9 protein-coding genes are annotated in these 12,873 nt (G+C 44.0%); 1 reads left to right on the forward strand and 8 read right to left on the reverse strand.

The genetic code is table 11. The annotated features are described in order from the left end of the window. Nucleotides 1–27 precede the first annotated feature (27 nt). The 8 genes from F995_RS09865 to F995_RS09900 form a co-directional block, all read right to left on the reverse strand. Complete coding sequence (locus tag F995_RS09865; RefSeq protein WP_034606007.1) at nt 28–2,034, reverse strand: esterase/lipase family protein; 2,007 nt, start codon at nt 2,032–2,034, stop codon at nt 28–30. A 120-nt stretch (nt 2,035–2,154) separates the two neighbouring features. Further along, nucleotides 2,155–3,105: an ABUW_2363 family tetratricopeptide repeat lipoprotein gene (locus F995_RS09870; RefSeq protein WP_004646689.1), complete on the reverse strand. Its 951-nt coding sequence runs from the start codon at nt 3,103–3,105 to the stop codon at nt 2,155–2,157. A gap of 117 nt (nt 3,106–3,222) precedes the next feature. Continuing rightward, complete coding sequence (gene cysE / locus F995_RS09875; protein ID WP_004279928.1) at nt 3,223–4,032, reverse strand: serine O-acetyltransferase; 810 nt, start codon at nt 4,030–4,032, stop codon at nt 3,223–3,225. Beyond that, on the reverse strand, nt 4,032–4,880 hold the full coding sequence (locus F995_RS09880) for an RNA methyltransferase (protein ID WP_004646690.1): 849 nt from the start codon (nt 4,878–4,880) through the stop codon (nt 4,032–4,034). Before F995_RS09880 ends, cysE begins: the two co-directional genes overlap by 1 nt. Before the next feature lie 37 nt (nt 4,881–4,917). Next, entirely contained in the window at nt 4,918–8,490 is a 3,573-nt protein-coding gene (dnaE, locus tag F995_RS09885) for a DNA polymerase III subunit alpha (protein WP_004646691.1), read from the reverse strand. 357 nt (nt 8,491–8,847) lie between these two features. Beyond that, nucleotides 8,848–9,543, reverse strand: a complete 696-nt coding sequence (locus tag F995_RS09890) for a methionine ABC transporter permease (RefSeq protein ID WP_004646692.1) — start codon at nt 9,541–9,543, stop codon at nt 8,848–8,850. Continuing rightward, on the reverse strand, nt 9,540–10,565 hold the full coding sequence (locus F995_RS09895) for a methionine ABC transporter ATP-binding protein (RefSeq protein ID WP_004646694.1): 1,026 nt from the start codon (nt 10,563–10,565) through the stop codon (nt 9,540–9,542). Before F995_RS09895 ends, F995_RS09890 begins: the two co-directional genes overlap by 4 nt. A 76-nt stretch (nt 10,566–10,641) precedes the next feature. Then, nucleotides 10,642–11,517, reverse strand: coding sequence for a MetQ/NlpA family ABC transporter substrate-binding protein (locus tag F995_RS09900; protein WP_004646695.1), 876 nt, complete (start codon nt 11,515–11,517; stop codon nt 10,642–10,644). A gap of 550 nt (nt 11,518–12,067) precedes the next feature. On the opposite strand from F995_RS09900, the gene F995_RS09905 reads away from it, so the two are divergent. Further along, nucleotides 12,068–12,814 (forward strand): IS5-like element ISAba31 family transposase, encoded by a 747-nt coding sequence (locus tag F995_RS09905; RefSeq protein WP_004646696.1) that lies wholly within the window; start codon nt 12,068–12,070, stop codon nt 12,812–12,814. Nucleotides 12,815–12,873: the final 59 nt, after the last annotated feature.

A 12,873-nucleotide genomic window follows, 5' to 3' on the forward strand; every position in this document is an offset into this window, starting at 1 on the left:
GTGGCAAGTCTCAATCAAGACGATAGTTTATTCCGGATCATAAAGACCAAGATCGGTCAGATGTAATCTGAGAATCCGGCGTAATTCCAGTACGGCTTCAGGCGTTTCCTGAATCGAATGGCCACCCTTAATGACTTTGCTAGATACAGCACCATTTAGGTAAGCACTCTCATATGAAACGATATCATCGCTCATGAGCTTGGTGTCTTGCGTATCTACGGTATTGCCGATAATCGAGTGAAATTTGATATCTTTAGAAGGCTGAATATCCTGGGTCAACGCCGTGAATTTTGAATTTTCACTCAGATCGCTTGGGCCATTTTGAATCAGGTCATGCCCCAGTTCTTTGACAAACTCGTTTAACCCGATCTCACCTTGCAGGGTATCGGCAAAGGCACCCAAAAATGCGCCCGGTATACGGATAATTTTACGGGCCAGTTTGGTGTGCCAGCGGTCGGCATATTCCGTTCCACGATGCGGTGTCGCTAAGAAAATGGCTCGGCTAAAGTTCGGAATAGGCTGCATTTGCAGGCGTGCTTTAAATAACGGGTTATCTTTAAACTGGGCAATGCGGGTATTTTGTACCAGCTTGAATGCATCTTGGGTAATATCGGCCTGACTGACCATTAAACGGGCAATTACACCTCCCATACTGTGTCCGACCAGTACCGCATCTTTTTTGGCTGGCGCATTGTTCGCAACCCGGGCAAAGCCTTGCTGAACCAGTGCATTAATTTGAAAACGGCTTTCCAGAATCGGCATATTAGTAGAATAAAATACCTGCCAGACCTGGAAATTTTCTCTTAATACCGGATCACCCATAATGTCGTTGGTCAGACGAATCCAGGCTTCAGGACTACTGGCCAGGCCATGAATCAATACCAGCACTTTCTTGTCCGGATTATAAGGTTCCAGCATGTACAGGTGCGGCATGCTCAGACTGTCTTCGCGATTAATCAGCGTCAGATAGGCTAAACGCCCCAGATTGTTCTCGGCCAGCCATAAACCGTAAGGTGCGGAAAAGTTGGCGGCTAGCGCATATTCTTTCGAAGCCACCTTAATCTTTTTATGCTTATAAGGATCATACAGTTTCAGGTGAAACTCTGAAGTAGATAAAATCTGTTCCGTCGAATTCGCGGATTTGGGTACAGCGGTAATGGTGGTCGCCAGATAGCGGGCTGAATGAATGTTTGGATTGATACCATTTGGATAGTTGTGCTTGAGCGGATCGACAATATATTTTTTATCCTGCTCGGTTTGCTGTGCTTCAGGTAAGACCACTAAAAATTCTGAACCAAAACCATCACGGCGGGTGATAGAACGCAGGCCGGAAAAGTTCATGTTATAGGTGGACATCAGCTGTTCAATGGTCTGGTTTTTCAGCTGCGGAAAATTTTCCAGATCAATGGTATATACACTATCACCGACCTGAATGCGCTGGCCGGACTGTTTGGTTTTATAACGTTCAGCATAGCGTTGAATCAGATGGGCAATCGCCAGGTTATAAAAGTCACGAATCTGAACCTGGCGGTTATCAAAAATACGCTCTTGCGGCGCACGCTCGGTTTTAAATAGATAGGCATAGCTATAACGAATGCTTTTATCCAGCATAGTGAGCTGCTGATCCAGACATTTCTGGATATTCTGCTTGTGTTGTTGCTGTTTTTCCGGTGATCGGGTTTTGTTTAAAACACCGGTGTTGCATTCGGCAGACTTGGCATTTTGTAAGGAGTTGGCTAGATATAATTCACTTGCTGTAGAAAGCAATTGTTCATCTAAAATCTGGGGAATACTTTTCAGATCTTCCACACATTCTTCGGGCTGATCAATACAGATCTGAGCTTCACGACCTGTCATGGACAACACATTCAGACTGGCTTCGCTAAGCTTGTCGCGGGTCAAGATGCTGTCACGCTCATTGTTCAGCGTGACATTAATCGCCTGTTCCTTAACACTGACCACCTGACAGCCGCTGAGTACGCTGGTGATGAGTAAAGTGCACAGCATTAATCTTTTATTTATTTTTTCGTGCATAAAACTTTTCACTGAATTCAAGTTATAAAGCGGGATAATGTTTTGTATTTTACTAATTTTTTCCCATAAAAATAGACCGCCGTAGCAGTCTATTTGTAATCAAATTGAAGTGAATCTTGATTATGGGGTTACCGGTGCTGTTGCTGGGTCTGTAGCCGGAGCGGGTGTTGATGTTTGCAGAATTTGCCAAACATTCCAGCGGCCATTTTTTTCAATTTCCTGAATCAGACGGTCGGCTACTTCAGCTTCTTGCGGATATTTCACCTTATAGTTCGCCAAGGTTTGAGTGGCATTTTTTTTCTGTTCTAATGCAATATAGTTATTGGCTGCAGAAAGATAAGCCTCCTGAACGCCAGCTTTCATGGCTTTGTCCAGATAAGCGATGGCTTCACGTTGACCACCGCCTTCAGACAGACCAAAACCAAACCAGAAGTTGACTTCAGGATCATCCGGGTTAATTTTGAGAATACGCTGGGCATAGGTCAGGGAATTGGTGGTATAAACTGAACCCAGATCCAGGTTACGTGCCATCACGCTGGCTTTAAAAGCACGCATCAACACATCAAAAGAGGCATTTGGACGGGCCGCTAAAGTATCCAGTTGTCGGGTGACTTCACGCAATTTGGCTTCAAAACCACGGCGTTCCTGACGATCGCTGAAACGTGGTGGATAATGACGTGCCTTACCTTCGACCATTTGCAGGAAATCGTCAATTTCGGTGATATCGATTTCATTTGAATTGGCAAGTGCTGCATAACGCATTGCACGTGTATTGCTATCTACCACTGGAATAATCAGTTTATTCACATCCAGGGTCAGTTGCTTGGATGGATCATTAGGATCCGTCACCACCATCTTGGTTACAGGCTGCGCTGCAGCTTTTTTCAAATGCACTTCAAATTCAGGTGGTTCATTATAATTGAATGGATTTAAAGCATAAAATGGTGGGCTCAGTTCAGGCTCTACAAAAACCACTTGATCTACAGGTTTCTCAGCAGATTTCTGAGGAGTGGTTGAACACGCAGTAATTGTGAATGCTAAGCAAGCAAGTGCCAAGGGCTTAAAGGTCATAATAGTCATCCATTCTGTTATTTTTAAAACATCTATTCAAAAATTGCATGATCGTCAGTCTATGAAAACTATAACGATCATGCAAGTAAACCCGTGTTACAGAGTGAAGTGTGATATTCAGGCCTTGGATTGGCTGGTTTGCGCTTCACATTCACGGCGCGCTTCTTCCAGAATCTCCAACTCTTTTTTGCTCAAAGGCTGGCCATCCTGTTGCTGCTTGTTAAAGGTCGGATCTAACAAAGAAAGACGATTGCACAAGTTGTTCATGCGTTTTTCATTTTGCTGAATGCGATCCAGCAGAATCCGCATACCTTCTAAAATCGGATCAGACTGATCTTCAGTCGCGGCATAGGGCTGGAAACCGATACTTTCGGCATAGTCACGACGACGGGCTTCAGCATCATCTTTGGGTTTGTCTTTGGTAATAAAACGTGCCGGGTTGCCCACAGCTGTGGCGTTTTCAGGAACCGCTTTGGTAACGACCGCATTAGAACCGACTTTGGCATTTTTACCTACGGTAAATGGCCCAAGAATCTTGGCACCAGCACCGACTACCACGCCATCTTCTAGCGTTGGATGACGTTTACCTTTATTCCAGGTCGTTCCACCCAAAGTCACACCGTGATAAAGGGTGACATCATCGCCAATTTCAGCAGTTTCGCCAATTACGACACCCATACCGTGATCGATAAAGAAACGGCGGCCAATTTTTGCACCCGGATGGATTTCAATGCCCGTGGCAAACCGGCTAAACGAAGACAACGCACGCGCAGTTCCTTTACAGTCTTTGTTCCATAGCTCATGTGCCATGCGATGCATGATCAGCGCATGAATGCCAGGGTAAGTGGTTAAGACTTCTAAGGTATTGCGTGCTGCAGGATCGCGCGCAAAGACAGCTTGTATATCTTCTTTGAGCTGTTTTAGCATTAGATTTGATCCTCGTCCTGTGATGATGTGTGTGAAGATTTTTTCCAGGTACCGTTATTCAATGCCTGAACACGGCTGAAAATACCACGAAGTAAGTGATATTCCATACGATCTAATTGTATACGTCCGAAGAGACGACGCAAGCGTAAAGGCAATAATCTTGGATTTTTTGGATCCATAAATTCAATTTCTGCCAGCATTTTTTCCAAGTGCGGATAGAACTGTTCCATCTGCGCATGATTGACTAAAGGTTCATCCCATTCCATTTCAATACCATCAATGACTTGCATGGTCGCTTTAGCATCACGTGGCTGTTCAATTTGACTCATCGTTGCCATGCGCATCTCATAGCAGATCACCTGAATCGCCTGAGCTACATTCAGTACGCCATAATCAGTATTCACAGGAATAGTCAGATGATAATTGGCCATCGCCAGTTCTTCATTGGTCAGACCACGGTCTTCACGGCCAAATAGAATCGCGACTTCCTGCTGATTTTGTACCACGGCGGACATGGCTTTTTCAGCGGCAGGGCGCACATCTAACAGCGGCCAGGGAATGGTACGGCTACGTGCGCTGGTACCGAATACAATCTGACAGTCTTTAATGGCATCTTCAAGGGTTTCTACAATCTCGATCTGCTCGATCAGGTCAGTTGCACCCGCGGCCAGCGCGTCAATATCCGGATGCGGATAGGTTTTCGGTGCCACCAGAACCAGCTTAGACAAGCCCATGGTTTTCATGGCACGTAAGGCACTGCCGATATTGGCAGGTAAAGTGGTATTGACCATGACAATACGCACATGGGAGAGATGTGCTGAAACAGCAGCATTGTCAATTTGACTCATGAGGATTCCAATTTTAAGGTGTTTTAAAGATCAGGATTTATGAATATTGCGGCTGGGATTCAGCCTGATACAGCTCCAGTGCATCATCCATGCTCATGCCCGCAGGCGGCGGAGGAATATCCACCGGCTTGGCCTGTTCATAGGACACGGCTTTGGCAGCTTTGGACTTGACCTGATACTCAATATGCAAGGCTTCTTTACCAAAATAATCACGCAATTTGGCTAAGAGCTCATCCAGTGGGGCAACTTTCCAGTTGAGACCCAGATGCAGTTCAGTCGTGGCATACGGATAGTCCAGATACAGAATCACCGGAATATGTGCTGACATATCGACATTACAATAAGGAGTCAGAATCTGCTGCAGGTCACGGCTCAAGCTCTTGCTGAAATGCTCGGCTGTGAGAGTAATCTTGATGCTATTGGCACGTTTCTGACGAATTTCATTCAGGCTAAATGCTTTGGTGAGGCGTCCCATCGGACGGTCAAAGCCTTCACGCTCATAAATTTCACCTTCAATCACCACCACTTTATCGAGCTGGATAATCTCTTTAAAGCGGTTGAAGCGTTCGTGATTGGCTGAAATCTCAATCCGTGCCGTACCATCATCCAGTGTCATCATCATCCGGTTCGGAAAGTTGGCAATATCCACCACCAATCCTGCAAACACGGTGGTCACGCCACGGCGGGTCGGCGTCAGCTCATTGATCTGACTAGGCACAAAGGCTTTTAGTTCATTGCGATACACATCAATCGGGTGGCCGGTTAAATACAGGCCAAGCGTGTCTTTCTCACCTTTCAGGCGAACTTCATCTGCCCAAGGTTTGACTGGCTTAGATGGCTTGCGCTGAACTTCTTCAACTTCGCCAAACAGGTCCATGATGCCGGTTTCACGATTGGAACGTGCCTGTTCCGCAGCTTGAACCGCTTCAGGCAGTTGCGCCATCAGGTCGGCACGGTCAATTCCCAAGCAATCCAGTGCACCTGAACGAATCAGTGCTTCTAGAGTACGCTTATTGATTTTTTTCAGGTCAATACGATGACAGAAATCAAACAAGTCACGGAATGGACCTTCTTGTGCACGCGAGTCAATCACAGACTGCATCGCCGCTTCACCAACGCCTTTAATCGCCCCCAGACCATAGACAATGGTTTGCTCATCGATAGCATGGAATTGATACAGCGACATATTCACTGACGGCGGCAAAACTTCCAGATTGTTCTTGCGACAGTCATCAATCAGGAATACCACGTTGTCGGTGTTCTGCATCTCCGAGGTCAATACCGCAGACAGGAATTCCGCCGGATAATGTGCTTTCAGCCATGCAGTTTGGTAGGCAACCAAAGCATAGGCAGCAGCATGCGATTTGTTAAAACCATAGCCGGCGAACTTTTCCATATAGTCGAAGATATGGTTGGCCGTGGCTTCATCAATGTCTTTTTTCGATGCACCTTCAATAAAAATCTGGCGCTGTTTGACCATTTCTTCCGGTTTTTTCTTACCCATGGCACGACGTAACAAGTCCGCGCCACCAAGGGTATAGCCGGCACAGTACTGTGCAGCCTGCATTACCTGTTCCTGATACACCATAATCCCGTAGGTGGGTTCTAGCACGCCTTCAAGCAATGGATGCAGATATTCAAAATCGCCACCATGCATCCGGTGGATAAAGTCAGGAATCAGATCCATCGGGCCTGGACGGTACAGCGATACGAAGGCAATAATTTCTTCAAACTTGCTCGGGCGTGCCTCTTTCAGCATCTTCTTCATGCCCACGGATTCAAACTGGAATACCGCGGTGGTGTTGGCATTAGCAAAGACCAGATATGCGTCTTTATCTTCAAGCGGGATATAAGCAATATCTAAAGGTTTATCCGCTTTGATGCGTTTATTGATATTTTTAACCGCATCTTCAATCACCGTCAGGTTACGCAAACCCAAGAAGTCAAACTTCACCAGACCTGCAGATTCGACATCGTCTTTATCGAACTGTGCCACGCGTCCGGTACCATCGGCATCACACATGACCGCAGAGAAATCGGTAATTTTGGTTGGCGAGATCACCACACCACCGGCGTGTTTACCGGTGTTTCGGGTAATACCTTCCAGTTTCAGTGCCATTTCCCAGATTTCGGCTGCATCGTCATGGTCTGGATTGGATGGATTGGTGACGATATCTTTAAGCTGGGGTTCAGCTTCTAGTGACTCAAGCAGGCTTAGACCTAAAGGCTTGGTCGGAATCATTTTCGAGATACGATCCGCCAAGCCATAAGATTTACCCAAAACGCGGGCAACATCACGAATCGCACCTTTGGCCGCCATGGTACCGAATGTTGCAATCTGGGAGACCGCATCACGGCCATAGGTACGTGCTACATAGTCAATCACGCGGTCACGGCCTGCGATACAGAAATCGACGTCGAAGTCGGGCATCGAAACACGTTCCGGGTTCAGGAAACGTTCGAACAGCAGTTCATAACGCAGCGGGTCAAGATCGGTAATTTTTAAGCTATAGGCGACCAGTGAACCTGCACCCGAACCACGGCCCGGACCGACCGGAACGCCGTTACTTTTCGACCACTGAATGAAGTCCATCACGATCAGGAAGTAGCCCGGGAATCCCATCGAGTTAATGATGTTAATCTCGTATTCGATACGCTCATCATAAGGCTTGCGGATTTCTGGCCAGTCTTCATCACGTTGTTCAGGCGGATACAGGAAATTCAGGCGTTCTTCCAGACCTTCTTTGGACAAGTGTGCAAAGAAGGTATCAATGGTATGACCTTCAGGAATCGGATAATCAGGCAGGAAGTATTTGCCCAGTTGCAGCGTCACATTACAGCGTTTGGCAATGTGATAGGTGTTCTCAATCGCAGATGGAATATCCGAGAACAGCGCCGTCATTTCTTCAGCAGATTTGAAATATTGTTCAGGTGAATAGGTTTTAGGGCGGCGGTTGTCACCAAGCACATAACCATCTGCAATACATACCCGTGCTTCATGCGCTTCATAATCTTCACGGGTCATGAAATGCACATCATTATGTGCGACCACACCGATATTGTATTTTTTTGCCAGCTTAACGGCTTCCAGAATAAAGTTATCTTCATCCGGACGATTGGTACGGGTCAGGGCAAGATAAACACGATTACCAAATTTTTCGACCCATTCTTCTAGCAGCGGTTCCGCTTTTTGCGGATTTGAACTCATCAGCATTTTGCCGACATCGGAATGCATGCCGAGCAGGGCAATCATGTCCTCAGGCTGATTTAAAATCCATTGTTTTTGAACGCAGGGAATATCCAGTTGCTGGCCACTGATAAAGCCTTCAGATACCAGTTCCGTCAGGTTACGCCAGCCGGTATTGGTCATGGCCAATAAGGTCATGCGATGTTCGGCATCATTCAGGCGAATTTCGGAACCCAGAATCGGCTTGATGCCTTTGCCCAGGCATTTGCCATAGAACTTGACGGCAGCATGCAGGTTAGAAAGATCCGTGAGCGCAAGGGCAGGCATCTGTTCTTCTTCGGCAGCTTTGACCAAGTCAGGTATCCGTACGATGGATTCAGTAATCGAAAATTCTGTATGAATACCAAGATGAACAAAGTGCATAGATGAGTCCCTGCTAAAACCATTGAATAGTTTAACATGGGATTTATTGTTTCAGTTTGAAATTGAGGGGAAATGGCTAACTTTTAGGTCAAGTTTGAATTTGATTTTTTAAGCTGATTATTTAGTTAGTTGTTAGAAGATATTTTCTTTTACTTTTGACGGGACAAAAGTAACAAAACCCCTTTGTTGATCTGATGGCACTTCCATGTGCCACAAATCAACGGGCGACTTCCTGTCGCCGTGGCACGTATCAAATAGTTGCAGGACTTTACTTTGAAATAATGAGAAAGGGATCGTAAGTATTAAAAACAATAAAACCCTCTTTTTAGAGGGCTTTATTCATACATAAAAACTAGCTTAACGAAGTCGGGATAACCAGTCACCGAGGCTTTGTACAATCTGCACTAGAATCAGTAATACAATCACCGTCATGATGACTACAGAGGTATCAAAACGCTGATAACCATAAGAAATCGCTAAGTCACCAATACCACCCGCACCGACAGCACCGGCCATTGCCGTTGCACCAATCAAACTGATGGTAGCAGTAGTCAAGTTTAGAATCAGTGAGCTACGCGCTTCCGGCAGAATAAACTTAAAGATAATTTGCATTGGCGTCGCGCCCATCGCTTGGGCAGATTCGATAATACCTTCATTCACTTCAAGCAAAGATGTTTCAATCAGGCGACCAATGTATGGGCCGACATAAATGGTCAATGGAACAATCGCTGCCCAGGTCCCAATCGATGTGCCGACAATTAACTTGGTCAGTGGAATCACCGCAATCAGCAAGATAATAAATGGCAATGAACGTAGCGCATTCACAATCGGATTGAGACCGTGATAAATCACACGATTCGGCAGAATCCCATTCTGACGGGTCACCAGTAGAGTAATCGCCTGAATAAAGCCCCAGATACAGCCAAACAGCATCGCGAAGAACACCATATGAAAGGTTTCTTGTAGCGCTGTCACGAACTGATCTATCGACAGGGAGCTTTTCCAGAACGGTGCAGTGATCGTCGTCAGCCACTGTACAATCAAATCTCTCATGCCTGTACTCCCGCCTGATCGACTTGTACGCCGTGTTGTTCAAGGAATTTTATTGCTGCTTGAATTTCTTGTGCATCACCCAGTAGCTGAATAAACATCTGGCCAATCACCGTGCCATTAATTTCGGTCATATTGGCAAACAGAATATTTAAACTGATATCAAACTGTTTAATCACCGCTTGAATCACGGTTTCCTGTGCCGAGCTACCAAGGAATTTCAGGCAATAAATACTGTTGTGATTCTGGTTTTCCAGATTATTCAGAATATTGACTGGTAAATGCTGCTGTAATACGGTCTGAATAAAACTCTTGGTCGTCGGGTGCTGGGGCTGACTGAATATTTGTAAGGTACTGCCGGTTTCAATCACATCACCTTTTTCCATCACGGCGACATAATCACACACGGTTTCAATTACATCCATTTCATGGGTAACCATAACAATGGTGATGCCTTGTTCTTCATTAATTTTTTTAAGTAGCTGTAGAACAGATTTGGTGGTTTGTGGATCAAGTGCAGAAGTCGCTTCATCACAGAGTAAAATTTTTGGATGATTGGCAAGGGCACGGGCAATACCAACACGCTGCTTTTGACCGCCAGACAATTCATCTGGAAAAGCATGACGTTTATGTTTCAGGTCAATAAAGTCTAATAATTCTTCGAGGCGCTTTTCCCGTTCTGCCTTGCTCCAGCCTAGGAGTTTCATGGGCATTTCGATATTGGCTGCCACGGTTTTGGTTTGCATTAAATTGAAATGCTGGAAAATCATGCCGATGCTGGCACGTTCTTGACGCAATGCTTTGGCATCCAGTGCGGTAAAATCTGTTCCGTTAATGATAATCCGGCCTGAGCTTGGGCGCTCAAGCAGGTTGATCAGACGGATGAGGGTGCTTTTACCGGCACCACTATAACCGATGATGCCAAAAATACTGCCGGTTGGAATCTGAAGATTAATCTGATTCAAGGCATGCAAGGTTTGACCCTTAAGCTCATACTGTTTTGAAATATCTTTAAATTCAATCATAGTGTCAAAAACTGCATCACGGATAAAAAAACAGGCAAGAAATCGTCCTTGCCTGTTCTAAAAGTCTATTATAGTACTATTTTGATTCAGTTAAATACGTCACAGGTTTGTTTACCGCAACTTTCGTACCACCAAAATGTTCATCAACATATGCTTTTACTGCTGGCGTATGATACAACGCACCCACTTTTTGCAGGACTGGATCGTTTTGACGGTCTGCTGCAACAGCTAATACGTTGACATTCATTTTTGTGCTTTGATCGATTGGCTCATAGTAAATCGCATCTTTCAATACGTTTAAACCACCTTCCATTGCCAGGGTATTGCCCAGCACAATCGCATCAACTTCATCTTTTACACGTACTGCAGTCGCCATTTGAATTGGCTTAATCACGATTTGTTTTGCATTTTCGGTCACATCAGAAGTTGTACCTTTGACATTGTCAAAACCAGCTTTTAATTTAACTAGGCCTGCTGATTGTAAAAGTAATAATGCACGTGATTCGTTTGCGCCGTCGTTAGGAATAGCAATGGTTGCACCAGTTTTAAACTCGTTTAAAGATTTCACTTTGCTTGAGTAAATACCCATTGGCTCTAAATAAGTGGTAGATAGAGGTACAATTTTGGCTGTGTTGGCATCGTTGTAAGCCACCATATAGGCATAAGACTGGAATGCATTCACATCAATTTCTTTGTTGGCTACTGCCGTGTTCATTGACACATAGTCAGTAAAATTTTTCACATCAAGTTTGATACCGGCTGCTTTGGTTTCAGGCAGGGTCGCGATATAACGCCATACGTCTACATCTGAACCGGTCGAAGCCATAGTTACAGTTTGAAGACCATTAGCATCTTTGCTTTGCGCTGCATCAGTGGCAGGCGCTTCTTGTTTACCACACCCAGTTAAAGTCAATACAGAGGCACTTAAGATAACGCCAAGTAACTTTTTCATGAAATTGTCCTAATTCTATTCTTGCCTAAAGTATAAGCATTTTTAAATCGTGTTAAATAAGAGTTTTATTACGATCTAAGTAGGTGGATTGATCATTGCTGAGGAGGGCTTGAGATCGGAAGATGCAAGCGTGCAGCAACAGTTCTGGTGAACTTGATCAAGTCAGAGGCAGCCCAAATCTGATGTACTTAATCTATTTTGGAGAGAGAAAATAGATATTTCATAAGTACATGCCAAGGTTTATGTGCTCTGAAGTTGCGGATATCATAGCAATAAATCTATATTCAATATACTGGATAAAAAAGCTTTACTTATCTCTTTAGGCGAATATAAAAAAAGATCTTTTAAAGAAAATATTAATTAAAACAATATATTATTTATATTGAAAATATAGTTTTAATGGATGTGTTTAAATAGTGATCTTTATAAGATTTTGTAAGATAGAAATATAAAAAATGCATATAGATAAATAGGGTGTGTTGACACTTTTAGCTTAAAAAAATAGCGAAGTAGTAAAATCAAATCGCCAAACCCAATTTTACTATTCGCTATGCCTCGTACCATGCTGACAGATCAACACTGGCAAAAGTTGAAAGTTATTCTGCGTAATTTATCCATTCACCACAACTCAAATTTACGCAATTTTATTGAAGCTATTCTCTATAGAATTAGAACAGGCTGTCCGTGGCGAGATATTCCTTGTTGTTTTGGTCATTCAAACTCTATTTTCAAACGTTTTAATCGTTGGTCAAGCAGCGGTAAGTTACTTAGATTATTCAAATTACTAGCCTCATGCCCCGATATGGAGTGGATTTTTATTGATGGCTCTCATGTACTTGCTCATCAACATTCTGCCGGCATAGCGAATCAATCTATTTCTAAAAGTGTAGGAGGAAACTCCTCAAAAATACATTTGATTGTTGATGCACATGGCAATCCTATTGATTTCATGATTACCGATGGAACCACACATGATGTTAAAGTTGCACCTGATTTAATATCAACATTAGATTTAAAAGAGACAAAAGTGGTATGTGCAGATAAAGGCTATGATTCAGAACCACTGCGTGAACAGATCAGGAAAACAGGGACTAAAGCGAATATACCAAAGAAAACAAATAGCCAATCGAACAATGATCATATGGACTGGTATTTATATAAAATCAGGCATTTAGTTGAAAATATGTTTTGTAGATTAAAGCAATTTAGAGGAATAGCTACTCGATATGACAAGCTCAAAAGAAATTATCAAAGTTCTGTTGCTTTAGCCTGTATATTTTTATGGCTACCTTTATAGGGTTAATTATGAACAGTAAATGTCAACAGACCCTATATAGAATATCTGATTTTTTGGAA

The sequence above is a fragment of the Acinetobacter sp. CIP A162 genome, assembly GCF_000367905.1.
Taxonomy (GTDB): domain Bacteria; phylum Pseudomonadota; class Gammaproteobacteria; order Pseudomonadales; family Moraxellaceae; genus Acinetobacter; species Acinetobacter lwoffii.